Source organism: Parasulfitobacter algicola (assembly GCF_013315265.1).
In the GTDB taxonomy this organism is placed as follows: Bacteria; Pseudomonadota; Alphaproteobacteria; order Rhodobacterales; family Rhodobacteraceae; genus Parasulfitobacter; species Parasulfitobacter algicola.
The window spans coordinates 79,470-99,391 of sequence record NZ_JABUFE010000011.1 but is presented as its reverse complement, the minus strand read 5'-3'; the positions used below and the strand labels follow the sequence as shown (position 1 = coordinate 99,391).

Here is a 19,922-nt window from a genome sequence, read left to right as displayed (position 1 = left end):
TGACTGAGGCGGCCAAAATTTGCAAGGCACAAGATTAGTTTGCCCATATTTGCGGGATTGCTAAGCTGCTGCTAAAACAGGTTTCAATATTTAGATTTTTGAAACCACTTTCAGACGCTGACCTTGGGTTGACGTGGCTTTGTAATGATTGCTTTTTCGTCCCACCAATACCATTGCGATGCCAACGCTTAACGCCAGCTTTCTAATGGCTTTTAAAAAATACGATGGGCCTTTGAATGGGATTGCCAGTGTTGCTAAAACAGCCTCTGTTGATCTTTTGAAAACCTTTAAAGCCAATTTGCGGCGCGGGAGTGGTTTGAATTGCTGCCCCAAAATTGTCAGATCTCGCGTGCGTTTATAATAATATCTAATTGTTAAACGCTTGATCGGAACTGTTTCCGTGACACAGGTATCTGGCACCCATCCAACCATACCGCCTGCGTTTCTCAGATCGTTGCAGAATTTGGTGTCTTCACCCCCTGACCAAACAAAATCTGGATCAAAACCAAGGTTGTATTTTAGAACGGCAGACAGTCTGACACACCAGTTATGCGTATATATATTTAGGTGCCTATCCATGTTATTCTTAAAGGCATTCAGACGTTGATGGTGTCTTTTCTTCAGGGCGCTATCCGTGACTTCCATAAGACGCTTTTGCCAATATCCCAAATCATGGGTTTCAGGCACCTGCCGGATTGGGCCACCCGCCAAATCCAACGCGCGCGTTTGCATAGCTGCGATCATTTTGACCAGCCAGTCTTTGTCCACGAATTCATCATCATCGACAAATGTCATGAAATCGCACCCCTGTCTGACGGCCAGATCCAGAACTTTGTTGCGTGCATGTGGGATGCCTGGGGTCTGTTCCAGTTCATAGATAACAGGCGCGCCTGCATTTGCGCGGAATGCATCAATTGTGGCTTCAAGAGTTTTGCTTTTATCGTTTTCGACAATCAGAAAAATCAGTTCGGCCCCATCGGGGTGTTGCATACGTACGAAACTGTCCAGAAGGTCGGTAAACATTTCGGGCCTACGATGCGTTATGATACCCACGCCGATTCTTGAAATTGTCATTATCGTTAAATTCCTTAGTATGCTTACAAGATTGAGCCGGAAAATCTTGGTCAGCATCCGCTGCCACAAGGTATCCGTTTCTTTGCATACGCCTGACCAACCGATTAAATTCTGTGGGAAATGAAGGAAAATAACGTGCCAACACAGCCAAGTTTCACCATGGGAATAGAAGAAGAATATCTGTTGGTTGATCGCGACAGCCTGGCCCTGGCCGAAGCACCGGACGGGCTGATGGCCGCATGCCAGTCTGAATTGCAGGATCAGGTCAGCCCCGAATTTCTGCAATGTCAGATCGAAATCGGTACCCGGGTTTGCAAGAATATCACCGAGGCGCGCGAAGACCTGCGACGTTTGCGGGCGTGTGTTGCCAGTCAGGCGGCCAAGTATAATTTGGCCCCCATTGCCGTGTCGTGCCATCCGTTTGAGGATTGGAAGGATCAAAGTCATACCGATAAAGATCGCTATAATGCGCTTGAAAAAGATCTGGGCGGTGTTGCTCGGCGCATGTTGATCTGCGGCATGCACGTGCATGTGGGTTTGGAAGATGACGCGCTGCGCGTGGATCTGATGCCGCAGATGAGTTATTTTCTGCCCCACCTGCTGGCGTTATCGACATCGTCGCCATTCTGGCAGGGCGAAGACACCGGGCTTGCGTCTTACCGTATCAGTGTCTTTGATAATTTGCCGCGTACCGGCCTGCCGCCCAAATTTGAAAGCTGGGCGGACTATCAGAACACCGCCAAGGTTCTGGTCGATCTGGATCTGATCGAGGATACAACTAAAATCTGGTGGGATCTGCGCCCGTCTGATCATTATCCCACGCTTGAAACGCGTATATGCGATGTCAGCCCCAGGATGGAGCATACGCTGTCACTTGCGGCGCTGACCCAATCCTTGCTGAGGATGCTGTGGCGGATGAAAGAACAAAACCTGCGCTGGCGTGAATATGACCGCTTTTTGATCGGTGAAAATCGCTGGCGTGCACAGCGCTACGGCGTGACAGACGGGCTGATTGATTTCGGCCGTCGCCAGATCGTTCCTTTTCCAGAATTGATGGATGAATTGATCGATCTGGTGCATCAAGACGCAGAAGCATTGGATTGTCTGGCCGAGGTCGAAGCCCTGCGTGGCATCGTCAGCCATGGCACCAGTGCCGATCGCCAAAGGCGTGTCGCGTCAGATGCACAAACGGATCCGATGAAAGCGGTTGTTCGGCATCTGATTGAAGAATTTCACCAAGATTTATAGACACACTTCAGTTATTTGAATGCTGTCCAAAAGTGATTGATAAATATTGATGTCCCCCCTGAATGAATTGCAGCCAAGTGATCTGACGCCTGCCGAATGGTCTTGGGTTCATCGCGCCATACGCCATCGCAAGCAAATGATCTTGCTTAAGGTATTTTGCATGGGTTTAACGCTGTTTTCGTTTTTTGTGCTGCCAACGTTTGGTTTAGGTGGCGCGATCTTTTTTTACGCAATCGATTATGACGGGTCCATCGCTCAGATCATCGGGTTGGGCAGTTTTGCCATCTTAATTTGCGCTGTTGGGATCTATATTTCTATCGCCTGCCTGCGCCGCGAAAAACTGGCTTTTGCAACTTTGTTTCCGCACATGATGAAAGCCCATGCCAAGGATTTGACAAACGCTGATATCGTATCACTTGATCTTAAAAACAGCAGCGATGAAGAACTGAATTATCACGTTGATATCAACGCGCCTTTTCGTGACAGGGGTGCGGTTCAGATCCCCTATCATTGGCACAGGCTTATGTCGGCCCAAAATGATCAATCGCACGCGCGTATTGCAAAGGTTTCGGCCAGTGGGCGGACGGCTGTTATCAAAAATATCATTCGATACAACCCCGATACACTCACAATACCCGCAACATCAGAAACCTTTACCGATCCAGAATATATTCTTTTGTCCCTTGGTCCATTGAGTGTGACAAAAGAATATGAAGCAGGACTAGGGCTGCCGCGGTTTAACAGCCATGCATTGTACCAGCTTTGTGTGATATTTTTTCTTTTCGGGATCGCATTATGGTTTTTTGCATGGATCGGTGCCGGACTGGAAAAGCCGATTGATCACGGGACTTTAATGATTTTGATTGTTTGTGGTGGTGGTCTGATCGTTCCATTTGTCTATCGATATGGGCGTTTCGCTATGCGACATTTTCGGCTTAAACGACTTTATTCCGATCATCAGATTTAGGCATGATATAACCCAATCAAAGCGCGTGTTTTTCCATGATTGGATCGTTGTTTTTAATGGCTTGCAATGTTTCTTGTGCGCGTCAATAAATAAACAAGTGTTCAATTCATGCGAGGGGGGGACATAAATGGACTTCGCACTGACCGAAGAACAAATCGCTATTTTTGATATGGCCAAAGCCTTTGGTGATGAACATATCGCCCCGTTTGCGCTGCAATGGGAAAAAGACGAAAATATTCCCAAGGATCTTTGGTCCAAACTGGCCGAATTGGGTTTTGGCGGGCTTTATGTCAGCGAAGACAGCGGCGGCGCAGATTTATCGCGTTTGGACGCAACATTGGTGTTTGAGGCCCTTAGCCATGCGTGCCCTTCGGTCGCAGCATTTTTGTCAATCCATAATATGTGCGTCAAGATGGTCGACAGCTTTGGCAGCGATGATGTGAAATCACGTTTTTTACCCGACGCGCTAACGATGCAGACCTTCTTTTCCTATTGCCTGACCGAACCCGGATCCGGGTCCGATGCCGCCGCCCTGAAAACCCGCGCGGACCGCACCAACGCAGGCTATACCCTGAACGGGACCAAGGCGTTTATCTCGGGCGGGGGATATTCTGATGCCTACATCGTGATGGCTCGCACCGGCGATGCTGGCCCCAAGGGTATCAGCGCCCTGATTGTTGAAGATGACACGCCAGGGCTTAGCTTTGGCGGGCTTGAGGACAAGATGGGCTGGCGCAGCCAACCCACCCGTCAAGTCCAGCTTGATGACTGCAGCGTCCCGACCGAGAACCTTTTGGGCGACGAAGGCCACGGATTTCGCTATGCGATGATGGGCCTCGATGGCGGGCGGTTGAACATCGCGGCCTGTTCGCTTGGGGCCGCGCAGGCGGCCCTGACCGCGACGCTGGCCTATATGGGCGAACGGCAGGCCTTCGGCAAACCGATCGACCAGTTCCAGGCGCTGCAATTCCGTCTGGCCGACATGGAGATCGAACTGCAGGCCGCCCGCACCTTCCTGCGTCAAGCCGCATGGAAGCTGGACCACGGCACGCCCGACGCCACGCAATTCTGCGCCATGGCCAAGAAATTCGTGACCGAGGCCGGATCGAAAGTCGCCGATCAATGCCTGCAACTGCACGGCGGCTATGGGTATCTGGCCGATTATGGTATCGAAAAAATCGTGCGCGATCTGCGGGTGCATCAGATATTGGAAGGCACCAACGAAATTATGCGCCTGATCGTCGCGCGGCATATGCTGGCCACCACATGACAGATATTCTGATCCGCAAAGACGGTACTGCGGGCCGGATCACATTGACCCGCCCTAAGGCTTTGAATGCATTGACATACGACATGTGTTTGCAGATCGAAAAGGCGCTGGATCAATGGCTGGATGACGATGAGGTCAAGCTGTTGTTGATTGATGCCGAAGGGGAAAGGGCCTTTTGTGCAGGCGGCGATATTGCCCAAGTGTATGCAAGCGGTAAAACGGGCGATTATAGCTATGGCCGACGGTTTTGGCGCGATGAATACCGCATGAATGCCAAGCTGTTTGAATTCCCCAAGCCCGTGGTCAGCTTTCTGCAGGGCTTTACCATGGGCGGCGGTGTGGGCGTGGGCTGTCATGGCTCGCACCGAATTGTTTGCGAGACCAGCCAGATTGCGATGCCCGAGGCGGGGATCGGATTGGTGCCTGATGTCGGCGGGTCGCTGTTGTTGGCACAAGCGCCAGGGCGGTTGGGCGAATATCTGGGCATGACAGCTGCGCGAATGGGGGCGGGCGATGCAATTTTTGCAGGCTTTGCCGATTATTTTGTGCCTGTGACACAATGGCCTGCTTTGAAAGAAAAGCTGATTGCGACGGGGGACTGGGGGGCAGTGGATGCGATGGCCCAACCACCCGAAAACAGCGTAATGGCCGCGCAAATGTCTGAAATAGATAGGTATTTCGCAGGTGAAACGCTGGGGGATATCCTGCGCGCGTTGCGGGCAGAGGATACAGATTTTACAGCCAGCGTGTTGAAAACCATATCGCGGAATGCGCCGCTGTCGATGGCATGCACAGTTGAGATGATCCACCGGATGCGCGGCAGCGAAGATATCCGCCGCGCATTGGAACTGGAATATCGCTTTACCCACAGGTCGATGGAGCATGGCGACTTTCTGGAAGGTGTCCGGGCCGCGATTATCGACAAGGATCGCAATCCGAAATGGCAGCATGATCTGGATAGTATTCCGGGCAATGCTGTCAGCCAGATGTTGATGCCATTGGGCGAAGAAACGCTGCGTTTTGAAAAGGATACGCCATGAAAATCGGATTTATCGGACTGGGCAATATGGGCGGTCCAATGGCGGCCAATCTGATCAAAGAGGGGCATGATGTGACCGGGTTTGATCCGGTGGGGGTGCCGGATGGGATACCTGCTGCGTCTTCGGCTGCTGATGTGGCAAGGGATGCTGACGTTGTGATCACCATGCTGCCGAACGGGCAAATATTGCGGTCTGTGGCCGATCAGGTGATCCCCGCGATGGATACGGGGGCGATTCTGTTGGACTGTTCAACTGTTGATGTGGACAGTGCCCGCGCTGTTGCGCAAGGCGCTGAAAATGCAGGGCTTTTGGCGATGGATGCACCGGTCAGTGGTGGTATCGGCGGGGCGCAGGCAGGAACCCTGACATTCATGGTGGGGGGGACTGATGAAGGTTTTGCCAAAGTCGCGGAACTGCTTGATATCATGGGGCAAAAGGCTGTGCATTGTGGTGGGTCGGGCAACGGACAGGCGGCCAAGATATGCAACAACATGATCTTGGGTGCAACGATGATTGCCACCTGCGAAGCCTTTGTTTTGGCTGATAAATTAGGGCTGGATCGACAGGCGATGTTTGATGTGGTCAGTACATCTTCGGGCTACAGCTGGACGATGAACGCCTATTGTCCCGCGCCGGGTGTGGGGCCGCAAAGCCCTGCGGATAATGACTATAAACCCGGGTTTGCCGCCGAATTAATGCTGAAAGATCTTAGGCTTAGCCAGCAAGCGGCCGAAGCTGTCGATGCCGACACGCCCATGGGCGAACGCGCAACTGCGCTTTACGAGCAGTTTGTCGAACACGAAGACGGCAAAGGCCGTGATTTCAGCGCCATGCTGCCACGGTTTTCAAGCCGGTCGCGGTAGTTTTGTATAATTTGTACTAAAATTTTTGTACAAACTTTGGTTTGGCGAAATTGAGAAATTCGTATTCGATCAATCCTGAATTGACGTCATTAGGCGCGACATTCCGTCAAAAGCATTTTCACCAAGACCGGCCACAAAGAACGTCAGATTGCGATCTGCAATATGGCGCCATTCTGCCGAAAAAAGATCATTGCCACCATCGTGCCAGTAAACCGTTCCCATGATCGGACTGTTTTGGACAACCAGACCGTAGCCATAGAACGTATCACCGTCGCCTTCATCCACATGGGGCGTCAAGGCCAGATTGACCAGTTCAGGTGACACAAGCCGTCCTTGGTGAAAGGCATTCCAGAACTGCAAAAAACCTTCGGCTGTTGTGACCAACCCCCCGTTTCCGGTCAGGTTCCAGCCTGGCGCAGATCCACCCCAGCTTGCATCAGCGATCCCTGATCTTTGGAAAAAGGTTAAAAGGCTGCGGTTGCTTTTGACGGACCTTTCTTCGTCATAAACCGATTGGTATCCGATCGGAGGCAGATCATTGGGGGCCAGCAGATGACGCTGTAAGTAATCTTCATAAGACAAGCCAGAGTGCACTTCGATCAGGGCTGCAAGAAGCGAATAGCCTGCATTTGAATAAAGATATTCCTGGCCCGGTGCATGCATCAGCTTTGACGACATCACACGATCTAAAAATGCAATGCGGTCCAGCTGTTCTTCGTCAGATCCTGTTGTTTCGATCAACCCGCTTGAATGCGTCAAAAGTTGATGAACCGTGATTTGTTGCTTATCGGTCGGTACATTTTTAATCAGCTGCGAAATCGGTGTGTCCAGCGCGAAGGCCCCATCATCCACCAACCGCAAGACAGCCACTGCGGTTATGAATTTGGTAATAGACCCGATATCAACCAATGGATCGGCCACATCGACGGAATGAAACTGTGACATCTCGATTTCGATTGTCTGTTTTTCGCTGCCTGTCACCATTAAACCGGCAATGACAGAGGGCTGATCATCGGTCAGGCGCGATATAGCGTCATGCGGTGTCTCGGCGTGCAAAAATCCGCTGATGCAGGTTAAAACTGCGCATATTTTTACGCCTTTTATGACAGATTTCATTGGTATGTCTCTGTGAGCGTTGCCGTCAGGGAAGGATAACGAGTGTTATCCGATCTTCAAGACGAAACCATCGCTTGCGCGCAAGACCGCTTTTGGCCCAAGGTGCGCCGGTATGCACGCACAAAGCTGTACTGCGTCACGATAAACAATAGGAGAGAGTGCGATGTTATCACGCCATTTATTGTATCCGTTTGTTCTGAGTTTTTCTGTTTTACCTGTTTTCGCGCAAGAGGCCGCTGACGCGGTTGCGCCGGAAGCCGGGTCTGCGACTGGGGCAGGGGATGTATCACCTGTGGTTCAGGCAGCGTTGGATGCCAAAGCAGGCGGTCAGCCGGTTGAGGCACAAAACTGGATGGTTGCTGCGGCCAATCCATTGGCGGTCGAAGCTGGCGCGCGTATACTTGAGGCGGGCGGATCGGCCGCAGATGCCATGGTCGCGGTGCAGGCTGTGCTGGGTCTGGTTGAACCGCAGTCGTCCGGCTTGGGCGGCGGTGCGTTTCTGGTCTGGTACGATGCCCGCACTGGTGATGTGACGACGCTGGACGGTCGCGAAACCGCGCCTTTGGCCGCAACGCCGACCTTGTTTCAGAATGACGCTGGCGAACCGATGGGGTTTTTCGATGCGGTTGTCGGCGGGCGGTCTGTCGGGACGCCTGGCACACCTGCGTTGATGCAAGAGGCACATGATCGCTGGGGCAAGTCCGACTGGGCCAGCCTGTTTGCAGATGCGATTGTGTTGGCCGACGACGGTTTCCCGGTATCGCCACGTCTGGCTGCGATGGTGACACGTGGCGAAGACCGACTGTCGCGATTTGGCCCCACGCGTGATTATTTTTTCCCCGGTGGGACAGCTGTTGCCGAAGGTGACACGCTGCGTAATGCGGCCTATGCCGATACGCTGCGCAGTATTGCAGCACAAGGGGCAGGGGTCTTTTACAGCGGTCCGATTGCCGATGATATCGTGAAAACCGTGCGGACTGCGGCGGGTAACCCAGGTGTGTTGGCCTCCATCGATCTGGCACTTTATCAGGTCAAGGAACGCCCTGCCGTTTGCGTGAAATACCGCGAACATGATGTTTGCGGCATGGGTCCGCCATCGTCAGGTGCGCTGACGGTTGGGCAGATTTTGGGGATGCTGGACAGCTATGATCTGGCCACGCTTGGCGCTGACAGTGATGACGCCTGGCGCCTGCTTGGTGATGCATCGCGATTGGCGTTTGCAGATCGCGGTCGCTATATGGCTGACAGTGATTTCGTGCCAGTGCCGACGCAGGGTCTGGTTGCGCCCGAGTATATCGCCAGTCGCGCCGAGTTGCTGGCGGGTGATGATGCCTTGCCCGAAGTATCCCCCGGCACGCCGGAATTTGATCATGCGCTGATGTGGGCGGATGATCAGTCGATCGAGTTTCCGTCGACCTCGCATATTTCTATTGTGGATGCGGATGGCAATGCGCTGTCGATGACCACAACGATTGAAAACGGCTTTGGATCACGGCTGATGGTGCGGGGTTTTCTGCTGAACAATGAGCTGACCGATTTTTCATTTCGCACCCATTCGGACGGTGTGCCGATTGCCAATCGGGTTGAGCCGGGTAAACGGCCCCGATCATCCATGGCGCCCACCATTGTGCTGAAAGATGGTGAGCCAGTGTTGGTTGTGGGATCGCCGGGCGGCAGCCGGATTATCGGTTATGTTGCCAAGACGATCATCGCGCATCTGGATTGGGGTTTGGACGTGCAGCAGGCGATTGATCTGCCGCATCTTGTCAATCGCTTTGGCACCTATGATCTGGAACAAGGCACGACCGCCACAGACCGCCAGGCCGCGCTTGAGGCGTTGGGCTTTGAGGTCAACGTTCGTGATCTGACATCAGGTCTGCACGCGATTTCCATCGGTGAAGACGGGTTGCGCGGTGGCGCAGATCCGCGGCGTGAAGGGATTGCATTGGGGCAATAAACCTTTGATGCTGCTGCGGAAAATTCTCTGCAGCAGCATCCTGACGGATTATTTCAGAACCATTTCAACGCGCCGGTTCAACGCCTGGCCTGCATCGGTCAGATTGGTGTCCTTTGGCGCAACGGGGCCCACACCCACAGCGGTCAGACGATCCGCCGAAATGCCCTGCGCGACCAGATTTTCAACAACGGCATCTGCGCGATCTTTCGACAAATCCAGGTTATAGGCATAATTTCCAGAATTATCCGTATGACCCACGATGAATACCTCGATATCTGGGTTTTGTGTCAGATAGTCGGCCAAAATTGTCAGAACGGGGGTCGATGCGTCGGTCAAACTGGCCGTATCATGGTCAAACAGAACACCATCCAATGTGATAAAGCCCGTTTGCTGCAGACCGCCCTGAACCTCCTCCACGCTGCCGATGGTGATTTTGCCAGTCTCTAGCGTGCTTGAGCTGACAATCGATTGGTTCACAAAGCGCTGTTCGTTGCCATCATCGGCACCGATAATCAGCATGATGTGGGATGTCGTATCACCCTGCGATACTTTCGCGGTCAGGATTGCGAAGTCATCCGGGATGTCAACGGGCATACCACGAAATATACTGCCGCGATCATTGATCATGTTGTTGATCAAAATACCAAGCGAACCGCAGCTGTCGGGACCGTCACAGGCAAACAAGGTGTCGGCCCCAAGATCGGCAAGACTTTGTTCATAGTTTTTCATGATCTGAAAGGTCGATATTGTTGCATCATTCAGACGATACTGAATGTTTGTCACCGTGCCTTCCAGCGCAAGTAGCTGCAGCTGTTCGGTGCCGCTGTCATCTTCGAACACAGGCCCGGTCATGATCTCGGCCTTGTCAAATTCAACGGTATGATAGTTGCTGATATAAAAGCCAGGGTATCGCCCAATCAGGCTGTGATCGGCGCTGCCGTCTACATCATTCTGCGCCAGAACGGGCGTGCTGAGGATAACTGCCAATGCGAGCAACTGTTTGAAAAGACCAGACATGTAAATGGGTAACCCCCTGTTTTTTTGTACAAAACGATAATATTTGTCGATTTATAGTGGAATTTGATGCCGGCGGTAAGACGTTTTGGCGGACTGCCCCCGTGTGTAAGCGGAATTCGGGGTCTTGCGATACTGCGGCCGTTGTGCCAGCAAAGCGGGGATGGAACAGCGCTTAAGATATCGGGGCCTTGTCCCGACCGGGTGGGGCTTCCCCATCCGAACCAACCTTACTTGCAGCATTCGGCGCAAAGGCTTGATTGGGCGCTGCCCAAGGCAGCCTTTGCCAGTCCAGATCAGGTTAAGCGTCTGTTCCATCTTTGATTGTCGATGAACAGGGCCAACCTTGCGCAATCATTGGCGGGGTCGTTGGTCTGCTGTGATTGGACACTTTGGGCCGTTGAACACCATCTGACATCCCGTTTGCCAAGCGGTTGGTCCAAAACGGCCTCCAATCTGGCATCAGAGCTGATTGCAGCGTTTCCCGCGCCTTATGTTCCGTCGCAAGCAGCGTTGGTTCAGCGTTTGATATCCAGCGATTATCTAACCCGAATTCTGGATCACGCCATGAAGCACGACCTGCGGTTCAGTCCGATTTTGGACAGTGCCCGGTTCGCGCCGATCCCGGCGTTTGAAGGGCTGGATATTCCGCAGATGACCACGTTGTCTGATCTGGCTGATTATCTGGCGTTGAACACAGATCAATTGGTGCGGTTTACGGATCTTATGGGGCTGTCGAATGGCACTGACAACGTCTTTGCGCCGCATTACCGTTTTCACCTGATCGCCAAACGCAACGGTCGCCAGCGGTTGATCGAGGAACCGAAACCAGTACTGAAATCCCTACAACGACGGGTCTTTCAAACGATATTGAACAAGGTGCCGGTGCATGATGAGGCGTATGGGTTCGTGCCGGGCAGATCATGTCGGGATGCGGCGGCCAGACATACGGGCGAACAGGTGGTCATCGGCTTTGATCTGCGGAATTTCTTTCCGTCGGTCAGTTATGGCCGAATTTACGGGCTGTTTCGTGCGCTGGGCTATCCCGATGGGGTGGCGCATCACTTGTGTGGATTGTGCACGATACGCACGCCGCCCCATATCCGCGCGCGGATGTCTTATGATGATGGCAGGGGGCTGGAGGCGCGCCATCTGCCCCAAGGCGCGCCCACGTCACCCGCGTTGGCCAATCTGGTGTGTCACCGGCTTGATTGCCGTCTGTCCGGTTTGGCGCACAGTCTGGACGCGCGGTTCACGCGTTATGCCGATGATCTGACCTTTTCAGGCGACCGCCGCATGGCCAACGCCATTCTGAAAGTCGTGCCACAGATCGTGACGTCCGAAGGCTTTGCACTGAACCCGACTAAAACACGGTGTCAGGGTCAACACGGCCGGCAGGTCACAACAGGTATCGTGGTGAACAGCCATATCAATCTGCCGCGCGAAACCTACGATTATCTAAAGGCCGTGTTACATCACCTGATCCAACCCAAAGATCCGCGCCGCGGCGATCCTGCCTTTCTGAAAAGCCTGTCTGGTCAAATCGGCTGGGTCGAACAGATCAATCCCGGCAAAGGGGCCAAGCTGCGTGAAAAGTTTGACCAGATCATCCAGCATTAGGTTTTCTGGCAAAACTATGTGAAAAGACACAACTGTTATAGTCATATATCGATTCTATAGGGCCGCTGGATGAGTTACGACATTATTGTGCTGTCCAGAAACGGTCAGGTCGATCAGAATGATCTGCAGGATCATCTTTTGACACATCCTTATGCGACCCAATATCAAAATACGATTGACTACGAAAATCCTAAGAGTGGCGTTCACTTTCAATGGATTATCGGTGCTGATGATGCTTACAATCCTGATGATATGCCGGGGGGGCAGCTTGCAACGTTGGTTTTGAATTTCAACCGGCCAACGCCGTTTGCACAAGAAGCCGCGCATGTTCTGATCGCCCTGTCCAAGCGTCTGGCAGTGATGTTTTATGATATGCAGTCTGATCTGCTGATTGATCGTTACAGCGATCCAGCAGAGTTGGTACAGCCTTATGTCAGCCATGCCCAAGTCGCGATTTCCGCATTGCGGTCCCAGGATGCCGATCTGGTGGCATCGCTCCGGATGCCGACGATTGCGTTACAGGCGATCTGGCGTTGGAACTTTGATCGTGACGCATTCACTGACGGTCTGGGCGAAGATCTGTTCGTGCCACGTGTCCAGCTGATGATGCTGGACAACCGGTTGCAGACCTTCGCAATCTGGGGCGGCGATGCTGTGCCGATGCTGTGCCCCCAGGTCGATATTCTGCTGATATCACGGACAAATACTGCACCAAAATCCGGGTTTCTGAAACGCAGGCAACAGTATTACGATCTGGTGCCTTTTGATCATTTCTGTGACCATTTTTCGGGTCACTTCAAACCAGATACGCGCGTGCCGCGGGCTGTGGCCTGCAAGCCGGGTGATCAGCCCGCTTTGACAAAGCATTTAATGGGCATGCCGATGGTGCGCCCGGTCAGGGCCGATGCCGTGTTTGAAGAAAAACCGTTTGAAATTATTCCGTTCCATACTGTGTTGGATGACGAACTTTTTCACCATATGGACCCGCAGGGCATGCAGGTCATTGAAAGCCAGCTTGAGGAACGATAGGAAAAGCCAACCTATTCATTCCGCAGGAGCACTTCGATGGCAGCTTATCAATATGTCTATCACATGGACGGCGTATCCAAGACCTATCCCGGTGGGAAAAAGTGCTTTGAAAATATAAGGTTGTCGTTTCTGCCCGGCGTGAAAATCGGTGTTGTCGGCGTGAACGGATCCGGTAAATCGACCCTGATGCGGATCATGGCGGGGATTGATACCGATTTTTCCGGCGAAGCCTGGGCGGCCGAAGGGGCACATGTGGGATATCTGCCGCAGGAACCCGAACTGGATCCATCGTTGGATGTGCGCGGCAATGTGATGCTGGGCGTGAAGGCCAAGAAAGACATTCTGGATCGTTATAATGAACTGGCGATGAACTATTCTGACGAGACGGCTGATGAAATGGCACAGCTGCAGGACCAGATCGATGCCGAAAACCTGTGGGATCTGGACAGCCAGATCGATGTCAGCATGGAGGCCCTGCGCTGCCCACCGGATGAGGCCGATGTCACGACCTTGTCGGGCGGGGAAAAGCGGCGCGTGGCGTTGTGCAAACTGTTGTTGGAAGCGCCCGATATGCTGCTGTTGGACGAACCGACCAACCATCTGGATGCCGAAACTATCGCGTGGCTGCAGCAGCATTTGATTGATTACAAAGGCACAATTCTGATCGTCACCCACGACCGCTATTTTCTGGATGATATCACGGGCTGGATCCTGGAACTGGATCGCGGCAGCGGTATTCCGTATGAGGGCAACTATTCCGCCTGGCTGGAACAAAAGGCCAAGCGTCTGGAACAGGAAGCGCGCGAGGATAAATCCAAGCAGAAAACGCTGGAGCGCGAGCTGGAATGGATGCGCCAGTCGCCCAAAGCGCGGCAGGCCAAATCCAAGGCCCGGATCAACGCCTATAACGATCTGGCAAACCAGTCGGAAAAGGAAAAGCTGAGCCGTGCGCAGATCATCATCCCAAATGGCCCCCGTCTGGGCGGCAAGGTGATCGAGGTTGAGAATCTGAAAAAAGCAATGGGCGACAAGCTGTTGATCGAAAATCTCAGCTTTGCGCTGCCCCCCGGCGGGATCGTCGGCGTCATCGGCCCCAATGGTGCGGGCAAAACCACGCTGTTCCGCATGCTGACAGGGCAAGAACAACCGGATGAAGGCACAGTGACCTATGGTGACACGGTGCAGTTGGCCTATGTCGATCAGTCCCGCGATGCGCTGGATGCGAATAAAACCGTGTGGGAGGAAATCTCGGGCGGGGGCGAGGTGATCCAACTGGGTGATGCGCAAATGAACAGCCGCGCCTATTGCTCGGCCTTTAACTTCAAGGGCGGCGACCAGCAGAAAAAGGTGGGTCTGCTGTCGGGTGGTGAACGCAACCGGGTGCATATGGCGAAACTGTTGCGGTCGGGCGGGAACGTGCTGCTGCTGGACGAACCCACCAACGACCTTGACGTCGAAACCCTGCGCGCCCTGGAAGACGCCCTGGTCGATTTCGCGGGGTGCGCCGTGGTCATCAGCCACGACCGCTTCTTCTTGGATCGCATCTGTACCCACATCCTGGCGTTCGAGGGCGAGGCCCATGTGGAATGGTTCGAGGGCAATTTCGAGGACTACGAAGAGGACAAAAAACGTCGGCTTGGTCCCGACGCACTTGAGCCGAAGCGGATCAAGCATAAGAAGTTTGCGAGGTGAGATAGGTATACAACCAATCCTGTATTGTGTCTTACCAACACTAGACCGATTCAATCATCTTCTGATAGCCAGCGACTTAGAGGTTCTATCAGGAGTTGATTTTGTGACATTGACGAAATTTATAGAGAGAATAAGAGCTGGCCATGTGCTGAAGTCTTTATATCACTTCACGGATAGACAAAACCTAACTTCGATAAATCAGCATGGTATTCTTTCAAAAAACGAAATGAAGCGACGTGGTTTTTGGCCTGTTAAACCGTCTGGAAACCAATGGAGCTGGGATGCAGACGACATAAAAGGAATATCAGACTACGTGTCTATTTGTATGACACGTGATCATCCTATGTGCCATACCGCTGTAGTGGAACAACGAATATCTGATCCATGCGACATCTGCATCGACCCTATCGTATTAAATCAAGAAGGTGTTCTTTTTTGCTTTGATATAGCAAACAAGACCGGAGTGAGTTTGCAAGCGCTGACAGATATACTCCCTCAAATCGATACTGCTGTATTGTATGATCGAACAGATTGGAAAAATGCTGAGATACAAGATCGATTAAAGAAAGTAAAAAAATATGAGATACTAATCCCCAATGCAGTTCCTACTAACATAATTCAGCGAGTAATCGATAAATAATGGCAATTCGTCCAATTTTTGTACCTCTGGAGGGGCGTAAAGGCCATGATGGTCGTTTTAGATCAGGCCCTTTGGTTGAACGGGTTGATATTGAGATAAAATGGCACGGCGGTTTTGCTGTTTCCCAGAAACAAAAAAATATCTCAGCTATTCATGAAAAAGCTCTAGGCATGGGCATACATCCTGTGCTCGAAATCTCAACTAAGTCTATGCAAGAGGTTGGGCGTCGCCTGTCAGCATTTAACCTGAAGATTGAAGTTGATGGTGATATGAAATCCCTAGAAAGTGTCTATCAGAGTTGCAAAGTTTTTTCTGAATCTGGCCAACATGAGTTTCTCATGGATTTGGATTCTTTCAAATCAAAGCGAAGCATTAGAGAGTTAGGTAAAGGACAAATTATTGCTTTTCGGTTCTTAGGAAAAAAATACGATACTGAGCCCAAGAACGCCTTTTATGATTGGCTCTACTTGCGTGCTATTGCACCGCACGAAGAATGGATAAAAGAAAATCTAAATTATAAGGCATATTCCGACATTGAGTTTACACCGGATAAGTCTCTGAATTGTCAGGCTCGGGCTGTTGCAGAATTTCATGCTCTATCGATGAGGGGAAAAGCAATCGAATGTGCTCGTGATTTCGATCAGTTTAAATCGTTGCTGCAGATGGCTCAGCGTGAAGACGAACTGTAGAGCTATAATGTGCGATTGAAACCTGTCTGGTCGCTCTGGGATTACCGTGGTACCCACCGGGCGGACCAGTCGATATTCTGGTTTCAAAGATGTAAATTCAGTGCTTTATTGCTCGAAACAATAGAAACCAACACCGGACCCCAAGATGACTAACGGAAATAAGAACGACTTCCAGGACAGGCTCAATCGGATTGGGCCGACCCATCAGGCGCATCAACATGTGCAGGTGGATGATCCCAAACGCCTGAAACAACAAAAGAAAGACCGCCAGAAACGCCAGAGCCAGATTGGTTTTGCCATTGCTATCGTGGTCTTTCCGATTTTCTTCTTGATGTATAAAACAAATTGGGAGGCCAAAGTTTTCGATTTGCTTTACGAATGGCAGCTCTACCCGCAGTACAGTGTGGACCAACCCGGTGGCCTAAATTGGGACACCGCTGCGCTAAGCGGTATTTTCGGAGCCTGCATATGGGTGATCTGCTATTTTATTGCGGGTTTCTTCGTGCGTAAGGTATAACGTGTTTGCGCAAAATTTGATGATATTGCATGGGTTTACGGCGTCAGGACACAGATAACATATAAGTTTCATAAAAACTGGATTTCTAAAATGTCCTCAGGCAACCCCCAAAATCCCGCTCTTACGGCCCTTATCGTTATCGCCTGCATTGGGGGGCTCGGGTATTTTGGGTTTAATATGTATACAAGTTTCCAGGATGGTTATGCTGAGGGGCAGAGCAGGGCTAATGCACCTGTGCAGACCGCTGATGATACTCGTCGGATGATTGAAAACGGCGGTACGGAAATGGTGATGGAGTTTATCCTGGATGATCCACAGATGAACATTACCGTGCGCACCGTTGTGCCGCAGATGGTGATGTTTGACCTGATGCAAGCCGGACCCGCGCAGCAGGATTTGCAGAACTTCGCGCTGAATGAGGCCAGCAAGCTGATGGCGCCTTGCGATGGGTTGGAAGGTGACGCGGCACGGGCGTGCATCGAAAAGATCAACTTTACGATCCCGCCTTATAACCCCTGATTTCAGTTTCTGAAGTCATGCGGATATTCCAGTATCTGACCGTCCTGATCCTTCAGCTCAAGAAACTGACTGCGGATATCGCCTTGATATTCCAACGGTATCACAACCTGCCCTTGGCGATCGACCAGTCCGAAGCCGCTGTCATTTTGCGCGATTGCAACGTCGATATTTTCGCGGGTTTCGTGGTGGGATGTTTGGCGAAAACGTCCGATATCCAAGTATTCAAACGGGGATACGGTTTCCCCGGAATGATTGATAATTCCCCAATATCCGCGCTTTCGCGCCCAGACCAGATTATCGACACTGGGTTTCAGGTTTTGAAATTCAAGCTCGGTCAAAGCTGTGCCGTTCAGATCGACAAGACCGAAGAACAGGTCCTTTTTGACAGGCACGACGCCGTCGCCTTCGACGTGGATCTGTTTGTATTCCAGCGGCAGCACGATATTGCCCTGACTGTCCAGCAGGCCGTATTTTTTCGTCTCATTATCCACGACCGTGATATAGCCCGCATCTGACGGCGCATAGCGCGGCGTCATGGTGGGCGGGGTGATGCGGATGCCGTCGAAATTCACATAAGCCTTAGTGTCGTCCGGATAGGTGACCAGGATCAGTTTCGGCGTCCAATGCACCCAGTAGCGAGCTAGACGGATATCGCTGATCGGTTCAAAATCGGGGCCGACGAATTTCCACTGCTCATCGGTTTGCTGCACGATGAAGTTGCCGGATTCCCCAAGATGTTTGATATCACGCAGGTCTTCGGTGTTCAGTCTGGTGCCGCTCAGGTCGAATGCGTCTTTCGATGTGTCGGCACCGGCAATTACACCGTTGCCCGATGGCATCATGCCAAAGGATATGTACCCGTTTGAAATGATCATGCGTTCGCTGCGCACGTCGTAAAGGGTAGCATCATCGTCGATTAGCATCAGAAGCCTGTCTGAGTCGATCAACATATAGGCGTTACTATATTCTGGCTCGACCAGGACTGTACCGGACAGATTGGCCCATCCGACTTTCCCCCCAAGGGTTAATTTGATGCCGTATTCTTGGATGTCGATATCTTCGTACAGAATTGGGATGATCAGCTCGCCAGTCAGGCTCAAGACGCCCTCTTTCTCATCTTTCTCAACGATTATCCTGTTGGCGTCACCATATCTGACGGCGTTGTCATATTGCCGAAAGCTGTCCAGAAAACCGGGGTCAATGGCGGGGGCCGTCAGTAGACCCTGACGCTGTGACGCAAAATGTTCAAAGGCGAAATAGGATGCGGCACAATCAAACATACTGGCCGCATTATCAGATTTTGTCCCGTCATAGATCAGCATGATTGAAAAGGGCGCGTCTATTCCGGGAATGCTGACGGGCAGAGCAGATCGTGTGATACATCCGTTTTCTTGTTGCAAAAGTAACGTCGCATCGCCTTGGCGCAGTACTGTTTCGTTTGTGCGCGGTGTCAGTTGCGTGCCAACGTCAGATTTTACAAATTCCTGTTGAAGACCGATAGCCGATTTTTGTTGACCATTTTGCGTTGTCATCTGGGTGCTAATGGTAAACCGAAAGAGTTCGTTTGAAACGAACGTTGTCGGGTTCGTTTCTTCGGACAGTATTTCGGTCAGGGCGGCGTTAAGTTCGGTTTCGTTGAACCGCCATTGTTGGGCGGCTGAAAGGTCGATCATGGCATTGTAGTCGGGTTCGGACAATTCTGCCGGGTCATAGCTGTCGATGATGCTGATGGCGTCTTGAATGTCATCTGCTGTCTTGGCTGTAACCCAGATCATCAGATGCCCATCGTCATCGGCTTTGGCCGTTACATAGCGATATTCGCCAAAAACGTCCCGGCCCAGAACGGACCCGTCGTCTGTCTGGATCATCTGATCAGGATCAATATTCAGCGACGTCTTAGTCAACTCAATACCTGCGGCGGCATCCGCCCCTGTATAAGCACGCATTACAATGGTGGCGCTGGAATTGCTTCCGGTGATGACCTGTGCTGTGTCTGCAAAATCCTGAAAAGGTTGGAAGAACGTGTTTTGTATCTGAAACGATATTGGCAGGATCATAGACCCTTGCCCAACCAGAAACGGCATACGGATGCCTTGAACGGGCTGAGCAGCCAGCAACGCGCGCAGTTCATCTTGCTGTGCCTGGCGGGCAGCATTGGTAGCTTTCCGGATTGACACGATATTGTCTTTTATCTGAGAAACCAACTGGCTGTCTGGGTCTGTGCGACGCAAAATCATTGTCACCATCAGATCAAATGGAAGATCGACGCCCAGTTCGATGGTGGTGTCATCACGTATGACAAAGCTGCTGGTCGTTTCACCGTCGCTGAATGTGCCGTTTTCAAGATCGATCACGGCTGTCCTTGGGTCATCAAAATCAGGGCGAAACATCGAAACGGTCTGTTTGCCAGCGTCCAGTTCCGCATAGAACGCGCCCTTTGCCTGTTCCATATCAGTGACAAGCTGTTCATATATGGATTTTGCGAATGGATCATCGATTGGACCCACGGACTCTGTATTAATACTATCAATGACATAGGTGCCAGATGTCAGCTTGGATCGGTTTTGAATTATAACGAATGCAGTGATTGCGATAATGATGACGACCGCCGCAATCGTGCCGAATAAAACTGATTTTTTCATCTAATTGCCCTTGAAAATAAACGCT

At 51.7% G+C, this 19,922-nt stretch carries 17 protein-coding genes; 13 read left to right on the top strand and 4 right to left on the bottom strand.

Translation table 11 applies throughout. From position 1 onward, the window contains the following. Positions 1–90: 90 nt before the first annotated feature. Positions 91–1,074 carry a glycosyltransferase family 2 protein gene (locus HRQ87_RS16030; RefSeq protein WP_174139455.1) on the bottom strand — a complete coding sequence of 328 codons (984 nt, stop codon included), beginning with the start codon at positions 1,072–1,074 and terminating at the stop codon, positions 91–93. Between the two features lie 135 nt (positions 1,075–1,209). Between HRQ87_RS16030 and HRQ87_RS16025 the strand changes: the two genes are divergently transcribed. From HRQ87_RS16025 to mmsB, 5 genes are all read left to right on the top strand, one after another. Then, entirely contained in the window at positions 1,210–2,322 is a 1,113-nt protein-coding gene (locus HRQ87_RS16025) for a carboxylate-amine ligase (protein ID WP_343035346.1), read from the top strand. Positions 2,323–2,371: 49 nt separating this feature from the next. Then, positions 2,372–3,289 carry a hypothetical protein gene (locus HRQ87_RS16020; protein WP_174139453.1) on the top strand — a complete coding sequence of 306 codons (918 nt, stop codon included), beginning with the start codon at positions 2,372–2,374 and terminating at the stop codon, positions 3,287–3,289. 127 nt (positions 3,290–3,416) lie between these two features. Then, positions 3,417–4,559, top strand: coding sequence for an acyl-CoA dehydrogenase family protein (locus HRQ87_RS16015; RefSeq protein ID WP_174139452.1), 1,143 nt, complete (start codon positions 3,417–3,419; stop codon positions 4,557–4,559). Continuing rightward, positions 4,556–5,599, top strand: a complete 1,044-nt coding sequence (locus HRQ87_RS16010; RefSeq protein WP_174139451.1) for an enoyl-CoA hydratase/isomerase family protein — start codon at positions 4,556–4,558, stop codon at positions 5,597–5,599. Before HRQ87_RS16015 ends, HRQ87_RS16010 begins: the two co-directional genes overlap by 4 nt. Further along, complete coding sequence (gene mmsB, locus HRQ87_RS16005) at positions 5,596–6,462, top strand: 3-hydroxyisobutyrate dehydrogenase (RefSeq protein ID WP_174139450.1); 867 nt, start codon at positions 5,596–5,598, stop codon at positions 6,460–6,462. Before HRQ87_RS16010 ends, mmsB begins: the two co-directional genes overlap by 4 nt. Positions 6,463–6,531: 69 nt before the next feature. Here the strand turns inward: mmsB and HRQ87_RS16000 are convergent, their stop codons facing one another. Continuing rightward, positions 6,532–7,578, bottom strand: a complete 1,047-nt coding sequence (locus tag HRQ87_RS16000; RefSeq protein WP_174139449.1) for a serine hydrolase domain-containing protein — start codon at positions 7,576–7,578, stop codon at positions 6,532–6,534. 163 nt (positions 7,579–7,741) lie between these two features. On the opposite strand from HRQ87_RS16000, the gene ggt reads away from it, so the two are divergent. Then, entirely contained in the window at positions 7,742–9,535 is a 1,794-nt protein-coding gene (ggt, locus tag HRQ87_RS15995) for a gamma-glutamyltransferase (RefSeq protein WP_174139448.1), read from the top strand. Between the two features lie 48 nt (positions 9,536–9,583). Here ggt and HRQ87_RS15990 read toward each other — a convergent pair whose 3' ends face one another. Further along, entirely contained in the window at positions 9,584–10,552 is a 969-nt protein-coding gene (locus tag HRQ87_RS15990) for an OmpA family protein (protein WP_174139447.1), read from the bottom strand. A gap of 327 nt (positions 10,553–10,879) precedes the next feature. Here HRQ87_RS15990 and HRQ87_RS15985 point away from each other — a divergent pair, with 327 nt between their 5' ends. From HRQ87_RS15985 to HRQ87_RS15955, 7 genes are all read left to right on the top strand, one after another. Then, positions 10,880–12,169: a reverse transcriptase family protein gene (locus HRQ87_RS15985; protein ID WP_174139446.1), complete on the top strand. Its 1,290-nt coding sequence runs from the start codon at positions 10,880–10,882 to the stop codon at positions 12,167–12,169. 69 nt (positions 12,170–12,238) lie between these two features. Continuing rightward, positions 12,239–13,198, top strand: a complete 960-nt coding sequence (locus HRQ87_RS15980) for a hypothetical protein (RefSeq protein ID WP_174139445.1) — start codon at positions 12,239–12,241, stop codon at positions 13,196–13,198. Positions 13,199–13,234: 36 nt separating this feature from the next. Beyond that, on the top strand, positions 13,235–14,890 hold the full coding sequence (gene ettA / locus HRQ87_RS15975) for an energy-dependent translational throttle protein EttA (protein WP_174139444.1): 1,656 nt from the start codon (positions 13,235–13,237) through the stop codon (positions 14,888–14,890). A 103-nt stretch (positions 14,891–14,993) separates the two neighbouring features. Then, complete coding sequence (locus HRQ87_RS15970; RefSeq protein ID WP_174139443.1) at positions 14,994–15,530, top strand: DarT ssDNA thymidine ADP-ribosyltransferase family protein; 537 nt, start codon at positions 14,994–14,996, stop codon at positions 15,528–15,530. Beyond that, positions 15,530–16,219 (top strand): DarT1-associated NADAR antitoxin family protein, encoded by a 690-nt coding sequence (locus HRQ87_RS15965; RefSeq protein ID WP_174139442.1) that lies wholly within the window; start codon positions 15,530–15,532, stop codon positions 16,217–16,219. The genes HRQ87_RS15970 and HRQ87_RS15965 overlap by 1 nt, the downstream gene beginning before the upstream one ends. Before the next feature lie 145 nt (positions 16,220–16,364). Continuing rightward, positions 16,365–16,736, top strand: a complete 372-nt coding sequence (locus tag HRQ87_RS15960; RefSeq protein WP_174139441.1) for a hypothetical protein — start codon at positions 16,365–16,367, stop codon at positions 16,734–16,736. A gap of 177 nt (positions 16,737–16,913) precedes the next feature. Further along, positions 16,914–17,255 (top strand): hypothetical protein, encoded by a 342-nt coding sequence (locus HRQ87_RS15955; protein WP_174139440.1) that lies wholly within the window; start codon positions 16,914–16,916, stop codon positions 17,253–17,255. Between the two features lie 2 nt (positions 17,256–17,257). On the opposite strand, the gene HRQ87_RS15950 is transcribed toward HRQ87_RS15955, so the two are convergent. Further along, positions 17,258–19,897: a WG repeat-containing protein gene (locus tag HRQ87_RS15950; protein WP_174139439.1), complete on the bottom strand. Its 2,640-nt coding sequence runs from the start codon at positions 19,895–19,897 to the stop codon at positions 17,258–17,260. Positions 19,898–19,922: the final 25 nt, after the last annotated feature.